At 47.3% G+C, this 24767-nt stretch carries 21 protein-coding genes; 9 read left to right on the top strand and 12 right to left on the bottom strand.

From position 1 onward, the window contains the following. Nucleotides 1-13: 13 nt before the first annotated feature. A complete protein-coding gene (cobM, locus tag PGN_RS01515; protein ID WP_012457420.1) occupies nucleotides 14-1858 on the top strand; it encodes a precorrin-4 C(11)-methyltransferase in 1845 nt (614 codons plus the stop codon). Then, complete coding sequence (cbiD, locus tag PGN_RS01510) at nucleotides 1855-3663, top strand: cobalt-precorrin-5B (C(1))-methyltransferase CbiD (protein ID WP_012457419.1); 1809 nt, start codon at nucleotides 1855-1857, stop codon at nucleotides 3661-3663. The genes cobM and cbiD overlap by 4 nt, the downstream gene beginning before the upstream one ends. 94 nt (nucleotides 3664-3757) lie before the next feature. On the opposite strand, the gene PGN_RS01505 is transcribed toward cbiD, so the two are convergent. Then, complete coding sequence (locus tag PGN_RS01505) at nucleotides 3758-4543, bottom strand: formate/nitrite transporter family protein (protein WP_012457418.1); 786 nt, start codon at nucleotides 4541-4543, stop codon at nucleotides 3758-3760. 406 nt (nucleotides 4544-4949) lie between these two features. On the opposite strand from PGN_RS01505, the gene PGN_RS01500 reads away from it, so the two are divergent. From PGN_RS01500 to PGN_RS01470, 7 genes are read left to right on the top strand one after another with little or no spacing between them, the layout of a single operon-like run. Further along, complete coding sequence (locus tag PGN_RS01500) at nucleotides 4950-6530, top strand: peptide chain release factor 3 (RefSeq protein ID WP_012457417.1); 1581 nt, start codon at nucleotides 4950-4952, stop codon at nucleotides 6528-6530. A 32-nt stretch (nucleotides 6531-6562) separates the two neighbouring features. Further along, on the top strand, nucleotides 6563-6781 hold the full coding sequence (locus PGN_RS01495) for a hypothetical protein (protein WP_021678557.1): 219 nt from the start codon (nucleotides 6563-6565) through the stop codon (nucleotides 6779-6781). Between the two features lie 50 nt (nucleotides 6782-6831). Further along, nucleotides 6832-7539 (top strand): DUF4271 domain-containing protein, encoded by a 708-nt coding sequence (locus PGN_RS01490; protein ID WP_012457415.1) that lies wholly within the window; start codon nucleotides 6832-6834, stop codon nucleotides 7537-7539. Then, nucleotides 7530-8276 (top strand): uroporphyrinogen-III synthase, encoded by a 747-nt coding sequence (locus PGN_RS01485; protein WP_004583842.1) that lies wholly within the window; start codon nucleotides 7530-7532, stop codon nucleotides 8274-8276. Before PGN_RS01490 ends, PGN_RS01485 begins: the two co-directional genes overlap by 10 nt. After that, nucleotides 8273-8686: a ribonuclease P protein component gene (rnpA, locus tag PGN_RS01480; RefSeq protein ID WP_012457414.1), complete on the top strand. Its 414-nt coding sequence runs from the start codon at nucleotides 8273-8275 to the stop codon at nucleotides 8684-8686. The genes PGN_RS01485 and rnpA overlap by 4 nt, the downstream gene beginning before the upstream one ends. A 5-nt stretch (nucleotides 8687-8691) precedes the next feature. After that, nucleotides 8692-8922 carry a membrane protein insertion efficiency factor YidD gene (gene yidD / locus PGN_RS01475; RefSeq protein WP_004583840.1) on the top strand — a complete coding sequence of 77 codons (231 nt, stop codon included), beginning with the start codon at nucleotides 8692-8694 and terminating at the stop codon, nucleotides 8920-8922. After that, nucleotides 8906-9619, top strand: a complete 714-nt coding sequence (locus tag PGN_RS01470; RefSeq protein ID WP_039417517.1) for a TatD family hydrolase — start codon at nucleotides 8906-8908, stop codon at nucleotides 9617-9619. The genes yidD and PGN_RS01470 overlap by 17 nt, the downstream gene beginning before the upstream one ends. Here PGN_RS01470 and PGN_RS01465 read toward each other — a convergent pair. From PGN_RS01465 to PGN_RS01405, 11 genes are all read right to left on the bottom strand, one after another. Beyond that, on the bottom strand, nucleotides 9572-10111 hold the full coding sequence (locus tag PGN_RS01465; protein ID WP_004583838.1) for a DUF805 domain-containing protein: 540 nt from the start codon (nucleotides 10109-10111) through the stop codon (nucleotides 9572-9574). The two genes, PGN_RS01470 and PGN_RS01465, sit on opposite strands and share 48 nt — an antisense overlap. A 1152-nt stretch (nucleotides 10112-11263) precedes the next feature. After that, a complete protein-coding gene (locus PGN_RS01460; protein WP_012457409.1) occupies nucleotides 11264-14089 on the bottom strand; it encodes a M16 family metallopeptidase in 2826 nt (941 codons plus the stop codon). Between the two features lie 277 nt (nucleotides 14090-14366). Continuing rightward, nucleotides 14367-14945, bottom strand: coding sequence for a rubrerythrin (gene rbr / locus PGN_RS01450; protein WP_012457408.1), 579 nt, complete (start codon nucleotides 14943-14945; stop codon nucleotides 14367-14369). A gap of 328 nt (nucleotides 14946-15273) precedes the next feature. Continuing rightward, on the bottom strand, nucleotides 15274-15765 hold the full coding sequence (locus tag PGN_RS01440) for an OmpH family outer membrane protein (RefSeq protein ID WP_004583835.1): 492 nt from the start codon (nucleotides 15763-15765) through the stop codon (nucleotides 15274-15276). Nucleotides 15766-15799: 34 nt separating this feature from the next. After that, complete coding sequence (locus PGN_RS01435; protein WP_039417516.1) at nucleotides 15800-16312, bottom strand: OmpH family outer membrane protein; 513 nt, start codon at nucleotides 16310-16312, stop codon at nucleotides 15800-15802. Between the two features lie 68 nt (nucleotides 16313-16380). Continuing rightward, nucleotides 16381-19056: a BamA/OMP85 family outer membrane protein gene (locus PGN_RS01430; RefSeq protein ID WP_012457406.1), complete on the bottom strand. Its 2676-nt coding sequence runs from the start codon at nucleotides 19054-19056 to the stop codon at nucleotides 16381-16383. Between the two features lie 17 nt (nucleotides 19057-19073). Next, on the bottom strand, nucleotides 19074-19838 hold the full coding sequence (locus tag PGN_RS01425) for an isoprenyl transferase (RefSeq protein ID WP_012457405.1): 765 nt from the start codon (nucleotides 19836-19838) through the stop codon (nucleotides 19074-19076). 77 nt (nucleotides 19839-19915) lie between these two features. Then, nucleotides 19916-20623: a DUF6089 family protein gene (locus PGN_RS01420; protein ID WP_012457404.1), complete on the bottom strand. Its 708-nt coding sequence runs from the start codon at nucleotides 20621-20623 to the stop codon at nucleotides 19916-19918. Between the two features lie 188 nt (nucleotides 20624-20811). After that, a complete protein-coding gene (locus PGN_RS01415) occupies nucleotides 20812-21975 on the bottom strand; it encodes a DUF6242 domain-containing protein (protein ID WP_012457403.1) in 1164 nt (387 codons plus the stop codon). Between the two features lie 205 nt (nucleotides 21976-22180). Then, nucleotides 22181-23062, bottom strand: a complete 882-nt coding sequence (locus PGN_RS01410; RefSeq protein WP_012457402.1) for a hypothetical protein — start codon at nucleotides 23060-23062, stop codon at nucleotides 22181-22183. 168 nt (nucleotides 23063-23230) lie between these two features. Then, on the bottom strand, nucleotides 23231-24742 hold the full coding sequence (locus PGN_RS01405; protein ID WP_012457401.1) for a RagB/SusD family nutrient uptake outer membrane protein: 1512 nt from the start codon (nucleotides 24740-24742) through the stop codon (nucleotides 23231-23233). Nucleotides 24743-24767 lie beyond the last annotated feature (25 nt).

The raw sequence follows: 24767 nt of genomic DNA, 5'->3' as shown, positions 1-24767 counted from the left end.
ACACTACCCAATCATGTCGAAACCGAATCATACTGCCATAATTTGTGTATCCGCTGCCGGTCTGGCATTGGCGTGGACCATTGCATCCGAACTATCGGGAGAGAAAGAGATTTTTGCCGTCGGCACGAGTTTTACCGACTGCACAGAGGATGTTTCCTGCGTCTCTTCCATTGCGGAGCTGATGGCCGAATCTTTTGCCCGATACGATGCTTGGGTTTTCATCGGTGCCATGGGAATCTGTATAAGGAGCATCGCGCCTTATGTAGCGGACAAACATCATGATCCGGCCGTAGTGAACGTAGACAGCACGGGCAGGTACGTGGTTTCCGTTCTGAGCGGTCATGTGGGTGGAGCTAACGATCTGACACGCCTGATCGCCTCTGCCATCGGTGGCGAACCGGTGGTCACCACCCAAAGCGACCGAACAGGACTCTGGGCATTGGATACGCTGGCTTCGACCTATGGATGGAAAGCCGTTTCCAATACAGGCGACATGAATCGTCCCATTTCGCTCTTCGTGGGGGGAGCACGTACGGCATTGGTATTGGAGACTTCGGGGCGAGGAGAAGATTTTTTGGAAAGGTCTTGTCCGCCTCATGTCCGCCTTTTCTACTCATTCGATGCTGTCGATCAGGCGGAGTTCGACCTCCTTTTGGTTGTTTCTGCCCGGCACTTGGAGAGCCGGTTGCCGATGATCTGCTACTATCCTCCCGTTCTTACGATCGGAATAGGTTGTCGCAGGCTATGCGCCCCCGAAGGTATTGCGAAGCACATCTTCTCTGAAATACGGCGATTGGGGTATGCCCCCGAAGCCATCGGCCGGATAGCCACCATCGACATCAAAACCGAAGAGCCGCTTGTGGCCGATCTCGTACATCGTCTCGGAGGGATACCGCTACATATATATACGGGACAAGACCTACAGCCGGTGGGAGTAGCCAACCCCTCGGAAAAGGTATTTGCCGTTACGGGTTGCTACGGAGTAGCCGAAGCCTCGGCGCGGAAAGCAGCGGATATGGGAAGTCTTGTGATAGAGAAGCAGAAAGGGCAGCTATCGGAGGGTAACGATTTTACCTTTGCCGTGGCACAGACAGCCGACTCCACCCGTGCCGGCCATATCGAAATAGTGGGAGCGGGTCCGGGCGATCCCGATCTGGTATCGGTGCGAGGCAGACAGTTCTTGGAAAAGGCCGATCTGATTCTCTATGCCGGCAGCCTTGTCCCTCGCGAACTGACTGCTTGTGCCAAAGCCGGTGCCACGGTCAGAAGTTCGGCTGCGATGAATCTGCAAGAACAGTTCGAGATCATGTCGGACTTTTACCGCCGAGGCAAATTAGTGGTACGCCTGCATACGGGCGATCCCTGCATCTACGGTGCTATCCAAGAGCAAATGGCACTCTTCGACCACTACGGCATGCGCTATCATATCACGCCGGGTATCTCCTCGTTTCAAGCTGCGGCCGCAGCTCTGCGCTCACAGTTTACCATTCCCGAACGTACACAAACCATTATCCTCACCCGTGGCGAAGGGCGCACTCCCATGCCGGAGAAAGAGAAGCTCCATCTGCTGGCACAGTCCCAAAGCACCATGTGTATCTTCCTTAGTGCCGGCATCGTGGACGATGTACAGCGCGAACTGATGATGCACTACTCTCCCGACACGCCTGTAGCGGCCTGCTATCGACTGACCTGGCCGGATGAAAAAATCTTCCGAGGTACGCTCCGGCATTTGGCAGAAATCGTAAAAGGGAACAACCTGACCCTGACAACGACGATAGTCGTGGGAGAAGCCATAGACAATCGAGAAGGGCTGTCGCGGTTGTATGCCGACGAATTCAAACACCTCTTCCGCACATGATCCTACTCTTCGGCGGTACTACGGAAGGCCGTGCAGCAGCTCGCGTGCTGGATGAAGCGGGAAGTCCGTTTTTCTACTCCACCAAAGGCAATCTGCAAGAGATCCGGTGCAGCCACGGCCATCGTCTGACAGGAGCCATGACGGTTGCCGACATGGTTTCGTTTTGTCGGAAAGAAGAGATCCGACTGATCGTGGACGCCGCTCATCCTTTCGCCGAAGAATTGCACACTTCAGTGGCAGAAGCCACTGAACAAACAGGTATCCCCGTAGTAAGATACGAGAGACAATACCCTCCACGCGAAGAAGGTATCGTCTGGTGTGCAAACTACGATACGGCTGCCGAGCGGATGCTTGGCGATGGCGTGCAGCGTCTGCTGATGCTCACAGGAGTGAATACAATCCCCAAGCTGGCTGCTTTCTGGAAAGAGCGCACCACCTTTTGCCGCATATTGAAGCGAGACGAATCGGTTGCTTTGGCAGAGAAGAACGGCTTTCCTGCGGAGCGCATCGTTTTCTTCGAACCGCATGCGGACGAGGAGCTGATGCAAGCCGTTCGCCCCGATGCCATTATCACAAAAGAAAGCGGAGAGAGCGGTTACTTCCGAGAAAAGATAGAAGCTGCCCGACGGATGGGCATCCGTATATATGCCGTCGTACGTCCCCCTTTGCCTCCTTCATTCATTCCCGTAGGCGGGCCTGTCGGTTTGAGACGGGCGGTAGAACGCCTCGTGCCGGGATTCTTTTCACTCCGAAGCGGATTCACTACTGGCACCACAGCTACCGCTGCAGTAGTAGCAGCCATGTACCGATTGATGGGGCTTGGCTCTCTTGCCGAAGCTCCCGTAGAATTGCCTTCGGGCGAAATAGTCAGTCTGCCCATAGCGGAAATTCGAGAGGAAGAAGATGCTGTCGTATCCGCAGTCCTGAAAGATGCAGGTGATGATCCGGATGTGACCAATGGCATGGCGGTATGCGCTACGATCAGGCTCAATCCCGAACATGAGGAAGTCCGCTTCCTGCAGGGTGAAGGGGTGGGGGTAGTGACGCTCCCCGGCCTCGGTCTGGAGGTCGGAGGCCCGGCTATCAACCTCGTACCACGACGAATGATGACAGCAGAGGTACGCCGACTCTATGCGCAGGGAGGTGTGGATATTACGATTAGCGTACCCGAAGGCCGAAAGGCTGCCACCCAGACATTCAATCCCCGACTCGGCATACGGGACGGCATCTCTATTATCGGAACATCGGGAGTAGTGAAACCTTTTTCGGCCGAAGCATTCGTTGGTGCCATCCGCAAGCAAGTGGGTATTGCCACCGCCTTGGGAGCCGATCATATCGTCCTCAATTCGGGAGCCAAGAGTGAGCGTTATGTAAAAGGAGCCTATCCGGCACTCATTCCACAGGCCTTTGTGCAGTATGGCAATTTCGTCGGCGAATCACTCAGTTGTGTAGCTTCCTTCCCTTCCGTCCGTTCGGTAACGGTAGGAATCATGCTCGGCAAAGCAGTGAAACTCGCCGAAGGCTATCTGGATACGCACAGTAAAAAGGTAGTGATGAATCGGGATTTCCTGCACGAACTGGCTCGTCAGGCAGGTTGTTCGGAAGACATCCATGCCATAATAGACAGCCTGAATTTGGCTCGTGAGCTATGGACTATGCCGAGTGCGGAGGACAGCGATCGACTGCTACGAAAGATTGCCGAACGATCTTGGGAAACTTGCCGCCCATCGGTACCATCGGCCGAATTAGAACTCCTGCTGATCGATGAGTCCGGAGCGATTCGTTTTCGTATCGGTGGAGAATAGCTCCGGTAAGCCGTCAGCTTTTTTTCAGCCAATTCTCTCTTGAAACATCAGGCAAGATGGTGTCTGATATGCCACTTGGAGCAAAGCCTTTTTTCTACTTTCCTCCTCTATCGAATATATGGACGTGGAAGAAGCCGACAAAGAGTGCACCGCCGACGATATTTCCGATGGTGACGGGCAGCAGATTGTCGATCACGAAGCTGCCCCAGCTGACGGAGGCCCCTTGCAGTATGCCGAGTGGAATATAGAACATATTGGCAATGGAGTGTTCGAATCCCATAGCCACGAATGCCATCACCGGCCACCAGATACCGAACATTTTGCCCGTAAAGTCATGAGCCGAAAGTCCCAGCCAGACGGCCAGACAAACCAACCAGTTGGCACCGATTCCCCTAAGAAATGCTACGTGAAAAGGCAGGGAGGTTTTGTCTTCCGACAGATGGACGATGGCACTATGCCAAGGATCCGCATCGGTGAAGCCGGCCAAATGGACAAGGAAATAGGTAAAAAGGAAAGCACCGATAAAGTTGGCCACATAGACCACCGACCAGAGCTTGAGTGGGAAGAGGCGCGGGATGCGACTTTTGACGGCGGCAGGAATCAGTACGGCATTATTGCTGGTGAATAACTCGGCTCCGGTGAGCACCACAAGAATCAAGCCGACGGGGAACATCGCCCCACTCAGCAGTTTGGCCAACCCCGGATTGGCTTCTGCCATCTCGGGAAAACCTTTACCTACCAACAGGGACAAAAAGCCTCCGATAGCAATGTATGCTCCGGCCATGATGCCCAACCAAAATATCTGATACCATGTCTTGGCATATTTGCCTGCAGCCATGCTGTAGGTCTGTTCGAGTACTTCTTCCGGATTTCTTACCATCTCGCGCTCCGATCTCTTTATAATTGGTTCTGTTGAAAAAAAAGTTACAGCTGCAAATATATCCCTTTGCAGTCTGTAGTATAATACCTATCTGCCGGCATTTGTTTTGCCTATTCCGGTATCAAGTGCATCGCTGCGATGGATTCAGGGATGGTCTCAATATAGGAGCTGAGTGTAGTTATTCATTGTCATTTAATCATTCGTCAAAGGGCTTTACAAAGGAACCGTAGTCTCTATCCGTGTATATAAATGCTTGCTGAAAGCAAGTTTCTATCGGCATGCAAATGGAGTAAAAGGCTCCTTGCAAAGGAATCCTAAATGTTCCTTGCGAGAGAATAAAAAAGGCCGTTTCCTGCCCTACGGACAAGTTTGACTACCTTTGCGACCTAAATAGAATCAGCAGAATATGAGTGCTTACACGGAAGAAATCAACACTCGGCGGACCTTCGCCATTATCAGTCATCCGGATGCGGGGAAAACGACTCTGACGGAAAAACTCTTGCTCTTCGGAGGTGCCATTCATGTGGCAGGAGCGGTCAAAAGCAACAAGATAAAGAAAACGGCTACCAGCGACTGGATGGAGATAGAGCGTCAGCGTGGTATATCGGTGGCAACGTCCGTCATGGGATTCAACTACAAGGACTATAAAATCAACATCCTCGACACTCCCGGTCACCAAGATTTTGCAGAAGATACATTCCGCACGCTTACTGCTGTGGACAGTGTGATCATCGTCATCGACTGCGCCAAGGGGGTCGAGACGCAGACGCGCAAGCTGATGGAAGTTTGTCGTATGCGCAAGACTCCCGTTATCGTCTTCATCAATAAGCTGGACCGTGAGGGACAGGATCCCTTCGATCTGCTGGACGAGGTGGAGGAAGAGCTTCAGATCCGTGTGCGGCCACTCTCCTGGCCTATCGATATGGGTGCCCGATTCAAAGGCGTGTACAACATATACGAGGAGGAGCTGAATCTCTTTACCCCGGACAAGCAGCGTATCACGGAGAGCGTGGCTTTCAAGGATCTGAGTTCGCCCGAATTGGAACAATACATCGGAGACACTCAAGCTGAGAAGTTGCGTGCGGACATCGAATTGATCGATGGTGTTTATCAGCCTTTCGACAAAGAGGAATATCTGGCCGGACAGCTTGCTCCGGTGTTTTTCGGTTCGGCACTCAACAACTTCGGTGTGCAGGAGCTGCTGAACTGCTTCGTCGAGATTGCCCCTTCTCCCCAGCCGGTGGCTGCAGTGGAGAGGAAAGTGGATCCGCACGAGGAGGAATTTACGGGTTTTGTTTTCAAGATACATGCCAACATGGATCCCAACCATCGCAGCTGTATTGCTTTCGTCAAGATTTGTTCCGGTCGGTTCGAACGAAATACGAACTACAAGCATATCCGCCTCGGCAAACAGTTCCGATTCAGCAGTCCTACGGCTTTTATGGCGCAGCGCAAGGAGACGGTGGATGAAGCCTATGCCGGTGATATTATCGGTCTGCCCGATACCGGCAATTTTCAGATTGGAGATACGCTGACAGCCGGCGAAGAGCTTCATTTCCGCGGTTTGCCAAGCTTCTCGCCGGAGCTATTCAAGTACATTGAAAATCAGGATCCGATGAAAGCCAAGCAACTGGCCAAAGGGATCGACCAGCTCATGGGCGAAGGGGTGGCACAGCTATTCACCAATCAGTTCAACGGGCGCAAGATTATCGGGACCGTGGGGCAGCTACAGTTCGAAGTGATCCAATACCGTCTGCTGCATGAATACGGAGCGCAGTGTCGTTGGGAACCGATCAGCCTGTACAAAGCCTGCTGGATAGACAGTGACAAGCCGGAGGCTTTGGAGGCATTCAAGAAGCGAAAAGCGCAGTATATGGCAAAAGATATTGCCGGGAGAGATGTATATTTGGCCGACTCCGGCTATGTGCTGAATATGGCGCAGCAGGATTTCCCCGATATACGTTTCCACTTCACTTCCGAATTTTAGTATCATTGAGACAGGATAAATCGGAAAAACAGATGGACAGGAACAAAAGACGTAAAATACTGGCGCACACGATTGCATCCTTGATCTTTGGATTGCTTGTCTTTTTCATTGGTCTCATCCTGATTTGGGCAGGCCTTTTGAGTAGCAAGATGGAGGCTCTCTGGATCGCTATCGGGGCCGTAGGTGCCGGCCTTATAGGAGAGCTGATTCGGAAGAAGAACAATCGCAACGACGCTTCGGGCAAATCCTGACCGGCAGGGAGTGGCTGCTGAGTCGAAGAATAATCAATGAGGAAAAGGCGATGACAGGACTACCTTTTTGGACCGGACAGATCATATACGACGTATTGATCAGCCTGATACTCTTGCTATTCAGTGCCCTCGGTTTGGTCGCAACCCGTATTCCACACTTTTTCCTCCGCTTGTCCAATGCCGTTTTGTATGGTCAGGAGCGAGTCTTTCTGGCCCGTATGCCACGGTATATCAGTTATCGGCTTTTTGTCTTTATTGGCCGAATCCAAAGCACATTGTTGCTCTCGATCTGTTGTTTCCTCATATTGGACGACAAGGGGCAACTCACCGATTTCGATTTGTGGGAAAGCCTTTTTTTCTTGGCTTTGCTCTTCTTCCTGTTCTGTTTTGTCTTTTGGCTGTGGAGGATGTTTTATGCCTTGTGGTGCTATTTCTTTGCCGATCGTGAGACTAAGATGATCTGGAGAGGGGGTTATGCGTTGCTCGAATGGATGTGGGGGATGCTCCTTTTTCCCGTTGCGGTCATCTATCTTTATATGCCACAATTATATTGGCTAAGCTACTTGTTACCAGCTATTTTCGTGCTGTGGAGATTAGTGCTTATCGCTAAAACGATACGATTCTTCTCGATCAGGGAAGTAGGTTTTTTCCACCTTTCTTTGTACCTTTGTGCCCACGAAATTTTACCGTTGGTTTACTTGATTGCCTTATTGGAGTGGTCGGTAAACAATAAAGAGATAATGGCTCTATGGCAGTAAAAGTAAAGAAGATACTCATTTCACAGCCACAACCCGTAGCGGGTAGGTCGCCTTATTACGATATTGCTCAGAAACATGGCTGTGAGGTCGTGTTTCGTCCTTTCATCCAAGTAGAGTCCGTCAGTGCGAGAGAATTTCGCAATCAGAAAGTGAATATTCTGGACCATTCGGCCATCATCTTCACTGCACGTACAGCTATCGACCATTTTTTCAGTTTGTGCGAAGAATTGAGAGTCACCGTACCTGAGACGATGAAGTACTTCTGCGTAAGTGAATCGGTAGCAGTGTACCTGCAGAAGCATATCGTTTATCGCAAACGGAAGATTTTTTTCGGAGCGACGGGCAAACTGGAAGATCTCCTGACGGTTATCAGCAAACATAACAAAGAAACCTACTTCGTCCCCTTGGCAGAAGAGCATAAGCATGATTTGCTGGATATGCTTACGGCTAAAAAGGTAAGTTTCAGTCCGGCCATTATGTATCGTACGGTCAGCAATGATTTCGGACCGGATGAGGCATTGGACCATGATATGATATTATTTTTCAGCCCTTCGGGTATTACGGCCTTGCTGAAAAACTTCCCCAAATTCGAGCAGGGTAAGACCAAGATCGGAGCTTTCGGTCCCACGACAGCCAAGGCCGTCGAAGAAGCAGGTCTGCGGCTCGATCTGTCTGCGCCGACCGAGCAATATCCTTCTATGGCTATGGCATTGGAGGATTACCTCAACGGGAAATGACCTCTCCGGCTACATTCGGCCTATCCAAAAGCGAACGCCTCTATCTTCGCGATGAAATCAATACGGTCTTTGGCGAAGGCAAGGCGTTTGTCGTTTATCCTCTACGCGTAGTCTACCGTCTGGGATCGGAGCATCGGGCTGCATATTCCTCCATGCTGGTAAGCGTAGCAAAGAAAAGGTTTAGGCGAGCCGTGAAGCGCAATAGGGTCAAGCGTTTGGTCAGGGAGGCTTATCGGCTCAACAAACACCTTCTGAACGATGTCCTCCAAGAGAGACAGATCTATGCTACTATTGCATTTATGGTAGTATCGGATGAACTTCCTGACTTTCGTACAGTGGAGAGAGCGATGCAAAAGAGTCTGATCAGAATTGCCGGAAATGTACCTTCATCGGCTTTGAAAAACGAGTAAATACGATGCGACTGATCAAGGCTTTTCTCGTGCAACTCTTACTGCTCCCCATTTTCTTCTACAAGCGGTTTATATCGCCGCTTACACCGCCTTCATGCCGGTTTACCCCCTCATGTTCGTCCTATGCCATCGAAGCCTTACGTAAATATGGCCCGGGCAAAGGACTATTGCTGAGCATCAAGCGTATTCTCCGCTGTCACCCGTGGGGTGGAAGTGGCTATGACCCCGTTCCGTAAGAAGTTTTCTTCACTTAATTCCTCTTATATGGTATTTCTCGACATTCATACTCATTCTGCAGCTCGCAACGATAGCGAGATCATTCGAGTTCGGAATCTACGACCGAATGAAACCATATCTCCGAATACTTTTTGCTCCGTCGGCATTCATCCGTGGAGTGTACCTGAAAATTATAGCGGAGAGTTGCTTGCTGTCCGTGAAGGATTGAATCGCGACGAGGTTGTTGCTCTGGGAGAATGTGGGCTGGATAAGGTGTGCAGTACACCGTATGAAAAGCAACGAAAAGCTTTCCTCGATCAAATCGATCTGAGCGAAGAGTTTGGCATGCCGGTGCTACTGCACATAGTACGAGCATGGGATGATCTTTTGGCGATCAAGAAACAGGTAAAGCCTTCACAGCCGTGGATCGTTCATGGTTTTCGGGGTAGTGAAGAACAAGCCCGGCAGCTTATTCGAGCAGGTCTGTTTCTGAGCTTCGGTTGTCGGTTCAGTCCCGAAGCACTCCGTCTGTCTTATGAATCCGGTATCGCTCTGCTGGAAACTGATGAGAACATCACGGATATTCGGGAGTGGTATTATGAGGCAGCCGAGTGTATCGGCTGTTCTTTGCAAGAGCTTCAACGTCATACTCTTGCACTGGGGACAGGCCTATTTCCCCGGCTCAGACTCCATAAGCACTTCTCTGCCATCCGATAGCGGATCGGGACCGAAGCGATTTTCGCCTTCTGTACCTCTTTCACACATCATGACCAAAATAAGGATGGAGACACACAGATCGATAAGGAGAAGGAACATATTGATCAATAACAAGGTCGGAAACTCTCCTTCGGCAATCTGAATGAGCCATTTCTGACCGAAAATTACACCTAAACCTTCTGCTAAAACCCTCGGGACAATCGACGCAATAACCCATAGGCCGCTTCTATTCGTATCATGCAGACGCCTGACCGTTACGGCATAAGCCGGTAGCAACAGAGAAAAAATTACCAGTATTTCCACGACTACACATATCCTTATACAAAGAGCTATATCGATGGTATGGCGATAAATGACAGCAATAGGGATGATTACTGCAGGCGGTATAACCAAGGCAATGAGATAAAACAGGGTGAAGAGCCAGAACTCTTTGCGACGGGCACGGCCCTTGAAGTCTACATATTTGCGGAGACAAAGTATGAACCAACGCATAGCTGAAAAGGATAAGAAGGGGGAGAGAGTTATTTCACCGGCAAAAATATATCTTTTTGGCGGGTAGATAAAAGCTGTGAATATAAATCTCATATAACGGTGGCCGAGGATTGACCACAAAAAAGCCTGTTCATGCTTTGCCGATAGGGCATACATGGATAGGCTTTTGTCTTTACAGTCTCTTTGTGGCGAGACTCTGATTATCGGTCTATAGAGACCTTTGAAAAATAAGGAGGTGGAGGGAAAAGGGTGGCAGTAAGGAGTGAAAGTAGTTGTAAATCCCCCTTGCGGAGCTACTTGCACGAGCTCCTCAAGGGTGGTTATGCCTTATCCTACGGATGAGGACATAATTATCTCCGGCGTTCTGTATAAATTAAAGAAGACCTTTGCACGACAATTGGCGTGCAAAGGTCTCTTTATATCTGTACAGACACTGAAAAATCAGTCAATTGACAATGAAATCTCCCGGAAAATGCCGTGCGACAGTCTCATCTATCGGTTTTACAGCTCGCACGGAATCTCCCACTCCCCGAACCTGCCATCCGACACAGAGCAGATAGCATCTTCCATCAATAGACCATAGTATCCTCTCATGCGAGACCATAGTATCCTCTCATGTGAGACCATAGTATCCTCTCACAGGAGACCATAGTATCCTCTCGTATGAGACCATAGTATCCTCTCATGTGAGACCATAGTATCCTCTCATGTGAGACCATAGTATCCTCTCATATGAGACCATAGTATCCTCTCATATGAGACCATAGTATCCTCTCATGTGAGACCATAGTATCCTCTCATGTGAGACCATAGTATCCTCTCATGTGAGACCATAGTATCCTCTCATGTAAGCATATCGACTTGGGTCAAAAATACATTCCGTGCTTTCCCGTATCGATTCGTTGACATGACGTCCCTGAATGAGACCTCTTCTCGTCGGATGATTTTCCTTGTCGTACCATCGTTTTGTGTCATTGATCATACCATAAACACACAAAACAATCGGCCGACACACTGTAAAATGAATGGATAAAATGCCTGCTTATTGCCGAAAGGTCTCAGAAAAGAAAAAAACACAAAGAGGGCGCATCTTACCAATGCGCCCTCTGCTTTTCAGTCGCCCCTATCTTCAGGGGTATTATTTATGCTTGTCTATTGAGCCTTTGCAACAGGAGCCATCATGACAACAACCCGATTCTGCTGCTTCAAGAGGTCTGCCGCAAACTTTTGCAATTCAGCAGGAGTAAGACCGTTCAGTACGGATTCGTAGTCTGTGATGAAGTCATTTCCTTCGAAGAAAGACGCCTTCATGGCTTCGAGCCAGAAACGATTCTCACGCAGACTTTCTTTGTGCTGCTTATTCAGGTTTTCGATAGTCTTCTTGAAGTATTCCACATTGGGGCCCTCCTTGGCAAGCTTCTCCAACTCAGCAAACACGATAGCATTCATTTCCTCGGCACGAGCAGGATCCGTGGGGAAATAGATCTGCATCAGAGCCTTGGGCTGAGGATATTGCTCGAGACCGCCGAATGCAGCCACACTGTATGCACCGCCTTCCTTCTCGCGAACGGTAGCCGTGTACACCTGATCCATTACGGCTGAGAAGACTTCCAGCAGGAGACTGTTCTTGAGTGTATATTCCACATTTCCGGACACGACATCGAATATAGTAGTCGAAGGAGTATCCATTTCCTTCTCGAACTTGCAATCGATCTTTCCCGAACGGGCAGCCGGCACCTGAGCCTTATTCATCTTATCGCCACGCTTGAGGTTGGGCAATGAAGCAAGATAGGTTTCGATCAATGGCTTCATCTTGGCTTCATCCAGATTACCGATAAAGAAGAACATAAAGTCGCCGGCATCAGCGAATCGCTCATTGTAGAAAGCCATTACCTGATCGTAATTTACTTTCTCCACGTCAGCAGCTTTCATGGGTTTCATCATCGGATTATCGCCGTACATGGTATGACGGATAGAGTCCATAAGCGCAGCCATCGGGTTGGCTTCCTGATTTTTCAAGTTATTGTACAACTTCTCCTGTGTAGCCTTGAACGCTTCGGGATCCTTGCGGTTAGCAGTCATTTGGAGATAGATCAACTGGAAGAAAGTTTCCATATCCTCTACAGTCGTTTTGCCCGAAAGACCTTCGCTGAGCAGAGACAAAGAGGGAGATACGGAAGCAGAGCGACCTGTCAGCACCTTATCCAGCTGGATAGCATCGAAGTTGCCCAAGCCACCCACGTTCATGAACGAATTCATCACAGATTGGTTGGGAGCATTCTTTCCGGAGAGGATACCACCCGGGCTGAGAGCACTCATCAAGATTTCGTTTGATTTGAAATCGGTCTTCTTGAGGTATACTTTGATGCCATTGCTAAGGGTAAGTTCTGTGGTACCGAACTTCTGATCTTTCTTCTCGGAAACGATCTTTCCGGCCTTAGGAGCTTTCTCCATCAATTTTTGGTCGGAGACTTCGTCTTTCTTGGCTTCTACTTTCTGCTGACGAGCAGCTTTGAAAGCAGCGAGGAAGTCTGCTTCGCTCGGAATCTTGGCTTCAGCCTTTGAAGGACCGGTGAGGGTAACGACAGCATTCTTCACCGGATCGATCATTTGGGCAATAGCCTGATTGAATGCCTCCAGAGGAACCTGAGGAGCAAAAGCATTCACCGTCTGATATTCCACCTCAATACCCGGGATATAGCCACCATCGGTGAAGTAGGTGGAGTATTCATTGGCATAAGCATTGTTCTTACGCTTGTCTCTTTCGTTGTATTGATTCTCGTATCGCTTGAGCACATTCGTGCGTGCACGATCGTATTCGCCTTTGGTGATACCGAACTGACGGAGGCTTTCTATCTCTGCCACCAATGCGTTCATCGCTTTCTCCGCCTCACCCTCACGAACCGTGGCAACAAAATTGAATGCGTCCTTAGTCTGGGTGATGTACATGAAGTTAGAGAAGAAAGCTCCGGCACTGAGGAAAGGAGCGTTAGGCTTGTGAGTAATCTCGGACAGACGCTCGTTCACGGCTGTAGTGATCACCTGTTTCATATAGTCTTCCACAAGTCCGAATATCGATCCTCGCACCTCTTGAGGAGTGGGGTCGCTCTTGAAGCTGATGGAGAGCTGCGTGGTAGTAGCCTCAGCATCGGTAGCAATGGCTACGATAGGCTCATCGTTGTCCTGTACCGGCGTATAGATACGCTCTGCCGGATTCACGGGAGCAGGAACGTCCTTGAAGAGTTCTTTGATCTTGTTCTCCACATAGTCCACATCGATATCTCCCACGATCACCAGACCTTGCAGGTCGGGACGATACCATTTCTTATAATAGTTGCGCAGCTCATCATGCTTGAAGTTGAGCACGACGTCCATCAGACCGATGGGCATGCGTTCTGCATATTTATTGCCCGGCATAGCCTTGGCAAGTATAGCCTCGAACATACGAAGGTTGGCATCGCGACGAGCACGCCACTCTTCCTGGATCACACCGCGCTCCTCGTCGATCTCATGCCCGTCGAGGGTAATATTGTTACTCCAATCATGCAGGATAAGCAAGCAGGAGTCGATGATTCCCTGACGTGTAGTCGGCACATCCATTATCGTATATTCCGTCTTGTCGAATCCGGTAGAAGCGTTCAGGTTCTGACCGAAACGTACACCGATCGTTTCGAGATAGTTGATCAAGTTCTTGCCGGGGAAGTTCTTCGTACCGTTGAAAGCCATGTGTTCCAAGAAGTGAGCCAAACCGGACTGGCTATCTTCTTCAAGAATAGAACCTACCTTTTGTGCGATAAAGAAATCCGCACGATCTTTCGGGTTCTCGTTGTGACGGATGAAATAAGTCAATCCGTTGTCCAACTTACCGACACGAACAGCCGGATCTGTAGGGAGTGGCTGAGCCTGTTGGGCAGAAAGCTTCATCGGAATGAATCCCACAAGCAGAAGACCAAGTGATAAAAATCTTTTCAATTCCATAAGTATCTTAGGTTACTTGTTTGGTTATTAAGTAATTTCGGCCAAAAGTACGGTTTTTTCATCGGATTAGCACTTTTCGATCCGGCTGTATATCCGGAAAAACCGTGAGAGTCCCACTTTACAGGACCGGTCTCTATACTTGGTTCGACAAAAACAAAATGACGCACACGCTTTTCGCAGGGAATAACAGAGCAAAAAAGAGGCACGACTCTCCCGAGCGGTGCCTCCTTCAAAAACATGAGATCAGATAATTACTTCGTTTCTATATGAATGATCCTCAGTAATTCGTTTTCATTGGCTCGAAGTAAGCCTGCGGATGAGCGCAAGCGGGACATAGCTTCGGAGCTTTCTTGGAAGTAATGACATAGCCGCAATTGCGACATTGCCATGCGATTTCTTCCGTTCGCTCGAAGACCGATCCATCTTCCACATGAGCCAAAAGAGCCAGATAGCGACGTTCATGCTCGGCTTCCACCTTTGCTATCTGACGAAATACGGCTGCAATCTCCTTAAATCCCTCTTCTTCGGCTGTTTCAGCAAAAGCCGGATAGAGATCTGTCCACTCTTCATTTTCACCGGCAGCCGCCGCGCGCAAGTTCTCAGCCGTGGAACCGATTATTCCTGCAGGAAAAGAAGCCGTTATCTCAAGCATGCCGCCTTCCAAGAAAGAGAAAAACCTTTTGGCATGCTCTTTTTCCTGCTCAGCGGTTTCCATGAAAACTCCGGCAATCTGTTCATAACCCTCTTTCTTGGCAACACTTGCAAAGAAAGTATAGCGCGACCGAGCTTGCGATTCTCCGGCAAATGCCATGAGCAAATGCTTTTCTGTCTTTGTGCCTTTAATACTTTTATTCATTTCTGTTTTCTTTTTTAATCGACATGACGAGAGTCCGACTCTCATCACAAAAATAGGTACTACCACTCAATAAAACAAGAAAAACAAGGATAAATATACCTACAGATAGGTACTCGTATCTTTTTGAAGCCAAAAGAGAGATAGATAAACATGCAATAAGACTGAAAAAGGAACACAAAGAGTCCACCTCATCTATTAAGAAGAGGTTACCGGCAAAATCTTTCGTAAAAGAGTCGGGTATACCTTTATGCTTATACATAAAAAAGAAAGTGTGCCTCAATCGCACGATCGCGATTTGGCACACTCTCAAATATCTCTAAGCCTGTGATTACTTGATTCCGAGTTTCGCTTTTACCTTTGCGGTCAAGTCAATAGCAGTAGCACCGGTGTAAAGCATCATACCGGCCTCCATGATGTAGGCACAGTTTTCTTCGTCACCCACTTTCTTGATGGCATCAGCCACCTTTTGTTGGATAGGAGCAAAAAGCTGTTGTTGGCGCTTTTGCAAATCCTCCTGCATCGTTTGATATGACTGCTGATAACGAGTTTGAATATCCTGAAGTTCCTGCTGACGACGATTGCGGATGTTCTCCAGTAGAGAGTCTTTTTCCTTTACAAATTCTTCTGTCTTTTTGGCAAACTCATCGTCCATACTCTTGAGATCAAGGCGATACTTTTCGGCCAATTCGTTGAGCTGTTTGGTAGCAGCTACTTGTTCCGGCATTTTGGAAATGATCTCCTCAGTGTTTACCACTGCCACCTTTTGTGCCAAGAGGCTCAAAGGAAGAGCCATCAGAAGCATGAGAAAAAATTTCTTCATTTCGTGTTGTTTATTTATTCGTTAGTAATATTCTTTACTTGCTAAAGCCCATCTTGCTCAGTACAAGGTCGCTAATGTCAATAGACGGACTGGCAAAGATAATTCCGGACGTACCTCTATCAAGCACCATCTGATAGTTGTTACGCTTGGCAATCTCTTTGATAGCATTCCAAATCTCATCCTGAATAGGCTTCATCAGATCGGAGCGTTTCTTATACAGCTCCCCCTCCGGACCGAAATACTTCCGCTTGAGCTCGGATGCTTGCTGCTCTTTCTTTACGATAGCCTCTTCTTGGGCTTTCTTCTGAGCGGCAGACAAGAATACGAGATCGCTCTGATACTTCTTATACATAGATTGGGCTTCATTTTCGAGAGCTTCGATTTCATTTTGCCATTTCTTGGACACCTGTTCCAGCTGTTCGTTCATCATCTCATAGTCAGGAATATTCTTGAGGATATATTCCATATCTACCAAAGCAAACTTCTGGGAAAAACCGGAGAAAGCTATCGCCAGTGCAAAGCCGATCAAAATCAAAAACCGTTTCATATCGCCATTCATGTTTATTTGTTAGTAACTATTTTATTAGACATACCTCTCAAACGGAGTTTAACCGATCAGAACTCCTGTCCGAGCACAAAGTGGACATTGCTTCCTCCTCGCTGTAGAGAATTGTCAGGACGGTCAAAGCCATATCCCCAATCGATACCGAGCATTCCAACCATCGGTAACGTTACACGCAATCCTACACCGGCCGATCGCTTCAGGTTAAAGGGATTATAATTGTCGATACTGCGCCACGCATTGCCTGCTTCGGCAAAAGCTAAGAGCCACGCATTGAATGAGTTTTCAAACAGAATCGGGAAACGTAGTTCCATCGTAAGGCGCATATAAGCATATGCATAGTCGTAGTTATTACCGGCAATAGATCCGTTCTTATAACCACGCAAACCTATAGTCTCATTCATGTAGCCACCATAATAGCTGGACATGCCATCACCTCCCATATAGAAAGTACCGAAAGGAGATTTCTTATTGGAATTATACGAACCAAGAACTGCTCCTTCCACTCGACTCATGAGCACCGGCGTATATTTATGCGTAGCAGGATTGAGCAATGGAGTAAAAACTCGTCCTCTAAACTTCCACTTGTGATACTCGATATATCTGTAACGATCGCTTACGCTGAGATTCTGGCTGGCATAGTCATGATTGTCCCACAAAGAATAAGGAAGAGTAGCAGCAACGGAAACCATGAAATCCGATCCGCTTCTGGTATAAATAGGATTATCGATGGAAGTACGAGAGAGACGCAGCTCCAAGTTGAGATCATTAGCCGAGCCATGATGGAAATTTTGGAAAGTATTGTAGCTCCAATTTCGCAGTCTATAGTAGGTGTAGTTCAGAGAAGTATAAATCTGGAACCAATTGTCCGGCCAAGTCAAACGCTTACCGTAACCGATCGAAGTACCTAACATCTGAAGCGAACGATCCGGATCGCTAGCCTGAGTATAGAGGTCGCCGGTATAGTTCGACATACCGTTGTAATAACTATTATAGTTGTTGTAGTAGCTATTATAGTAGGCATTATAGTAGTTGCCGGCATTGCTATTGTAGAATTTGGAGTCAATGGCCGTAGTCTTGGAATAGAATGCACTGAAGCTGAACATATCCGGCCGCTTGCCCCCAAACCATGGATCCATAAATGTGACACTATACTGCTGATAGTACTTTCCATTGGTCTGAGCACTCAGTGATAGTGTTTGCCCATCCCCTTGCGGAATGATCCCTTTCTTATACATCGAGGGATGGAGCAGGTTGCCGACAGAGAAGTTCGTGAACTTAATGGCTCCTCGGAACAGAAGTCCGGACTGACTCCAACCGACAGAAAGCTCCAATTGGTCACTGCTACGCGGCACCAAATCATACTCTATATCCACTGTTCCTGTTTCGGGATTGGGAATCGGACGGGGAATAGATTTTTCGGCATCGAAGTGCCCAAGCTGATTGATGAGACGAATAGAGTTAATGATATCCTCGCGACTAAAGAGCTGGCCGGGCTTTGTGTAAAGCTCTCGGCGTACTACGTCTTCGTACACGACAGTATTTCCTTTGATGATCACCTTATTGATATTGGCCTGCTTCCCCTCCGCTATACGAATATCAAGCGAAACAGAATCCCCCACTACATTTGTTTCCACGGGATCGACCCACGCAAAAATATAGCCATTGTTATAGTACAGGTTCCCCACAGCATCTTCATCTTCATTGAGACGCTTAGCCAATCGTCTCTGATTGTACACATCTCCGGATTTTATTCCGAGCACTCGTTCCAAATACTCCGATGGATATTGTGAATTGCCCACAAAGTTGACATCCTTAATATAATACTTCTGCCCCTCTTCGATGTTGAGATAAATATCCACTCTTTTGCCGTCAGGAGCCTTCACGACACTGTCGGTCAGTATTTCAGCATCACGATATCCATATTCCTGATACTTCTCTATCAATCGGACCAAATCTTCACGGTAGCTCTCTTCCACAAACTTATGAGTACTAAAAAGTTTCAAGAAAGATGAGCGAATATGCTTTCTAAGACTGAATTTGGCATTGGTGTTCTTCATCGCCATTCTTAGCTTATGATTGCTAAGGGCCTTGTTGCCGGAAAAATAAATTTCATTCACCTTGGTTTTGCTTTTCTTCTCAATCGAGATAAGCACATTGACAAAGCCATCTTTGGAAAGATCCGGTTCCTGCGTTATCCGTATGCTGGCATCGCGATAACCTTTCTCACTAAAATACTTCTGTACGATTTGCCTGACCTTGTCTTCATTATTTCTGGTCATCTGAATCCCCTCGCGAAGACCGATTTTCATTTCAAGATCTTCTCTCTCAGACTTCTTTACCCCGCTAAAAGTAACCTTACTGATGCGAGGACGTTCAGTGACAATGATTTTCAGATAGACTTTATTGCCGACATATTTATCCGCGATGATTCGCACATTTGAGAAGTAGCCCTGACGCATAATTCTATTCACGGCAGCAGACATGGCATCTCCGGGAATCAGGACTTCATCACCTACAGCCAAGCCTGAAAGATTGCGCAAGACAAAGTCATCGAAAGACCTCATTCCCTCGATCTCAATAGATGCTATGGTCTTATGAATAGGCTTGGCATAGGATATTTCAGGGCTATATATAGTATCCTGAGGGGTCAGATCCGAGGACTGTCCTTTCAGGATCCCTATGCTGGCGCAGAAGAGAGCTGCTACGGCAATAATCTTTTTGTACATAGTCTTTCTCAAATGATTCAATATTTATTTTCTCTGAGAGCGATTTGCTCGCTGGTCTTGCCGAATCGACGCTCCCTCGATGAATATTCTTCTATGGCTGCCTTCAGACAGTCGGCATCAAAGTCCGGCCAAAGCGTATCGGTAAAAAACAATTCCGTATAGGCCATTTGCCACATAAGAAAATTGCTGATACGCTTCTCTCCACCTGTACGAATGAAGAGATCCGGATCCGGAATGCCGGCGGTGGAAAGATGATCAGAAACCAAATCGACATTTATATCTTCAGGCTCCACACTTCCATCCCGAACCTTTCGAGCCAATCTACGGATGGCATCGGTCATTTCCCAGCGAGAACTGTAGCTAAGGGCCAAAACCAAAGTCAGCCCCGTGTTTCCGGCAGTCTCTCGAATACCCTTTTCTAACGATTCACGGACATCCTCGGGGAGCCGACTGAAATCGCCGATAGCCAAGAGGCGAATGTTATTGGTCATCAAGTCCAGCATCTCATTCATGATAGCTGTAACGAAAAGGCCCATCAGCGCCCTGACTTCCTCTTCCGGACGATTCCAATTCTCCGTACTGAAGGTGTAGGCTGTAAGATATTCCACACCGCAACCGGCTGCTGCACGCAAAGCTACGCGCAGAGCATCCACACCGGCTGCATGTCCTTCGCATCGCTCTTTCCCACGTATCTTTGCCCAACGGCCATTACCATCCATGACCAAAGCGATATGCCTCGGCACTATAACTGTTGACTGGAGTTTGTCTCCATCACCTTCCATCTATCTCTTTTCTATCAAGATATTTCACCTAACGACCACTCCAAGAGAGGTCTATTCCCTTAGAATGTTTCGAGGCCCTATTGTTTATTACAAAAAGTCTTACGCCGGCCGAAGTCATACGTAATCCTAAGCACTAAGGCCCCTGTAGCATCCTTGTTTTTGACCCAGGAGTCATTGATCTTATATGGATCCTCGAGCCAAACACTTTTATCCGTCAGCGCATCCAAAGCATCGGTAAGTAACCCCGTGAAAGAATACTCGATACCGACATTGATCCGCGGTTTAAGCTTATACTTCACCCCCATTCCCGCAGTAATCCCGGGAGCAAAAGCCGAACCTTTGGCGCCCGAAGCAAAACCCAAAGACAACCCGGCCGCTACATAAGGAGACAGCCGAGCTGTACCAAGATACTTATAGCCATCGCTATAAGGGAGAAAGTTAAATTCGCTTCTAACGTGGAGCTGAGTCAAGCCGACCTTAAAATCCGCTTGAGCAAAATCGGGGAAGACATTCCCGGACTTATCGGTATTGCCTCTCAATGTACGCCAATCCAACATGGCACTGAAAGCCCAGCGAAAATTATAATTGTAGCGTCCGACCAACTCCAAACCAACTCCGGATGAACCGAACAAGCCTCTGTTTGCATCACCGAAATACTGAGCAGCACCAAAACCTCCTCCTATTTCATAGAGAAATTCCTGAGCAGCTATCCGACCGTTACACACAGCAAACAAAGCAATGGCGGCACAGATCCGTGCCACATAGTTCTTACTAATTGTTTTCATTCAGTTTCAGGATACCCTTCCATATTGAGGAAAAGAATGTTCCTGAAGAGCTAACGCCTCCCAACTGATATATATTGTAAGCCCCATCATCAAAAGCACAGACGAACGGCAACGGGTAGCCGACTGTGTAGAAAGGATCGGCCGGCAACATAATATCGGCGGCTCCACGTTTCCATGTGATGCCCTTATCAGTCGGCCACAGCCACTCGCTTTATACCTTCGGCTTGTTCAGTGGCATAATAGTACAAGTTACCATCCGATGGAGTTTGCACCAAAGCCCCTTTTTCCATTGACGCGGGAATGGCTCCGGCGGCCAAGTCAAGTCCGAACCAATCATTTCCATTGCTCGTGATCCAAACGGAAGTGGCAGGAGCACCCGTATGCGTTACACCGCCGACCAAACGGAGCATTGGATGATTGTTTGCTTTATATAGTTGAGTACTGAAATTGCGAACAGGGAAAGTTTCGGGAGCCTGCTCCTGCCAAGAATGGATTCCATCGATATTGGTAGCAAAGAACAGAGAGCCTTCTTTTTCAGCAAGTAATGCCAGTGTATGACTTCCCTGTGGCCAAGCCATGGCACCCAGCAGGGTTGTCACAGGGACTTCAGAGGGGAGCAAACTCCAGTTTGTGAAGTCATCGCTTTGATAAATACCGGAATCCGTTAGAATCCAAGCGCGTCCATCTTCAGTCGCGGCTATCTGCCGACATGCACCGGACAAGCCGGAAGACGATAGTAAAGTCCAATGAACAGGATTTTTCCTGTCAGATGAATACAACAGCGTCTTATTACCTGTGGCTGCAACCAAATAAACCTTGTCAGCATGCGTTACAACATCGACAAAAGAAGCATTGATATCCGGTAAAGCTACTCCATCGAGCATATGCCAAACGAACGTAGTCGGTTGATAATCATAACGATTGAGGGTAACGGTATACTTTTTCGTTTTCTCGCCACTTTCGTCGAAAACCATTAAATGTAAGGTATGACAATCGCGCAACCACAATGAATCCTTATTATGCCAATCCTTATATTCTCCATCATTGATGGCCACTCGCAGTTTTTTCGCAGAGAAATCAGTAACGAGTTTCATCATTACAGAATCCAAAACTGTGCCATAGGGCATATATTTCTTATTAATAATTGTCCCTTTTGCATGATCGATAGAGAAAAATACTTTTTCCAAATCCGGATTCTTCTTACTGGAAAGGTAGAAACGGTGGATTTGCAGATCGACTATGCTAACTTCTTCAAGATCTATCTTAGACTCTTTACAAGAGTGAATAGCCGCACCCACAAAAAAGACAATGATAGTCCAAAAGAAGTATCGGATGAAATGTTTCTTACACATACCTACTGATATTTAGTGTACAAAGATAAGACATCTGCCGACTTATGTCGCAATTAAAGATAGTGGAGAGGAACAATTTGAGATATGCATGACGGGCAATACGCTTGTGGCTGTGGCAAAGTAAAAAATAAAAAAGAAGAGGTATGCCATAAAGACATACCTCCTCAACATTAAATTAGACTATATATCTAAACAAAACGTGTCCTTACTTGGTAACCACCGCTTTTTCAACATATGTCATGCCATCTACTACAATACGGAGAACATATGTTCCGGCTTGAGCAGTATAAGAAATTCCCTTTTCAGCATATGCTACTCGACGAGCGTTCATATCATAAATGGTTACCTCTCCTGCGTCTACAGAAATTGTATTGCCACTTACTGAAAGCGAATATGGCTTATTAGCCTCGATCATATCAACACCTGAAGGTGTTCCCTTAATGCAAACACCTAAGCCTGGAGCTCCCTCTCTCAGGAACCAGTGGCTGGGAGTACCCTCAGGCTCACCTTGCTGCGTTCCAAATGTAGCAATCGGTCCTACACCATCTTTCTGATCAATCCAAAGGAACCATGCTTCGGAATCTGAATTAGAGATTACAAGCCAGAAATCGGCCGGCAAGTTGTTAATAGGAGTAGCAGGCTCAAAGTCCCAATAGAAAATACTGATAGGATTATTACCAAAAGTTTCACCTGTATCGTTATGATTCAAAGCGACTTCCTGTGAGTAGATTTCTGCACCGGGTAAACCATTCTCGTTAGCACAAATCTTTACAGTAAAGGTCATAGGGTCAAAATCGTTTTGAACTGCCCAGCCACCTGCATAAACCAACTGAATACCAAAGAAACGGATAGCAGAAATAGAGCTTACACCTTTCACATTCTGCGCCTGCATCAGTTCTATCCCAGAATTAGAAGGATATCCAGTATCGAATTCTACCGGGGCCTGAGAAAAAACAGAGCCATCCAAACACTCGATAGCACGTGCTGATCCGCTTACTTCACAAGAGAAAGATTGGGGGATTGTGTTTTGAGCACTGAGTGAACCCATCAAGAACATAGCACCCAACAAAGAGAAAATTTTCTTCATAATTTGAATTTGATTTTTGTTTGACCGGAACCGTTTATATTTTGGACTTTCTTGGCACGATTCCAAACACACCACAGAAAGCTCTTTTCGCCTAAAAGTCAAGAAAGGTTTCAAACGCACTTGGGATTATAAAGATTAACCCCAAGCGCGTCGAAACATCTAATTGAATTAGTTCGGCCAGTTTTTGATAATCTGCGGATTCACCTGACGATCCCTAACAGGGAACTCCCAAGTAAACGCATAGTGACCGGCAGGTACGGGCTGCTTCAGCTTATCAGCTTTTGCAAGACCGATCTGCAGGAATACCGGCTGATTTTCCATATCATCGTGGTTATTAGGCAAATTCCAACGAATCATATCGTTCAGACGAGAGCCTTCTCCGATCAGCTCACGGGTACGTTCTGCCATTACCAAATCCATGATATCGCCATCTTCCAACTGGCCACCACGTTTCTCACAAAGCGTCTTCAACAGATCCTTTGCACCGGCTGCATCACCGGACTTGGCCATAGACTCTGCCATGATCAAATAAGCCTCTGCAACTGAGAAGAAGCGGCTGGTCACCTTAAAGTCGGGTACGTTAGGATTAGACTGATAAGCGGGGTTACCCAGATATTTTCCAACTACATAACCCTTATCAACACCACCACCAATAACGTAGAAATCTTTCGTGATATAGCAAGACTTACGATAATCGGTATCATCATATAGGTCAACAACCCATTGGAAAGGAGCTGAAATAGGACTTGAAACCACAAGCTGAGCACCTGAATGCCACAAGAATCCGCTTAGGGTCGTTTCTGCAACAGTACCGATAGTTCCTGAAGCAAAAGCACGGAATACGATTTCGGGGTTGTTAGCATCATCGCGGTAAACCTCAGCAAATTTCTTTGCTGTCGTCACATCAATAAGAGGATAATTGTCGACCAGAACTTTAGCATCTTCTTTTGCCGCATCATAATTACCCATTGCAAAATTTACACGTGCACGCAAAGCATGAGCATAATGCTTGGAAACTCTGATATTACCTTCATTGCTCTTGTTCGGCAAAACATCAATCGCCTGATTTAAGCATTCAAGGATATAATCGTAGCACTCTTTCTGCGTATTACGAGGTGCAGCAATCATAGGATTGTAATCCTTAACAAGTACAATACCCAAATCATACGGATGAGTAGTGGCCGCAGGATCATACTTATAAGCAAAACGCTCCATCAAACGAGAGAGGGCCAATGCCTGAAGAGTCTTACCTTCTGCTTGAAAGATCTTTACATCTTTGAGTTCTTTCTCCAGATAAAGATTCAACTCCATAGAACGTTCTATTCTGGTCACAAAATAATTGGCGCGCTGCAACAAGCTATAATAAGCGAGATAATATGAAGCAATCTCACCGGATGACTCCAGTGCACCCAAACTCCATGTGATAAAACGAGAGCTTGTATTACCATCATTCGTTGTTACTGCATACATGTCTGATTGAAGATCCTGCCATACGAAACGAGTAGGGTTTTCTGTACTTCGCAACGTAGCATACAAACCATCTCTAAAATGTTTTGTCTCCACAAAAGAAGCGAAATGATCTTTCTGTTCATCACTTCCATCCGGATCACGCTGCAGATCGCATGAAAAAAGCCCCAACAGCAGGAAAGCAGACAGCACTGCATAAAATATTTTCTTCATAATGATTTACTGTTAATCGTTAGTA

Source organism: Porphyromonas gingivalis ATCC 33277 (assembly GCF_000010505.1).
Taxonomy (GTDB): domain Bacteria; phylum Bacteroidota; class Bacteroidia; order Bacteroidales; family Porphyromonadaceae; genus Porphyromonas; species Porphyromonas gingivalis.
This window is presented reverse-complemented; position numbering and strand designations above follow the sequence as displayed.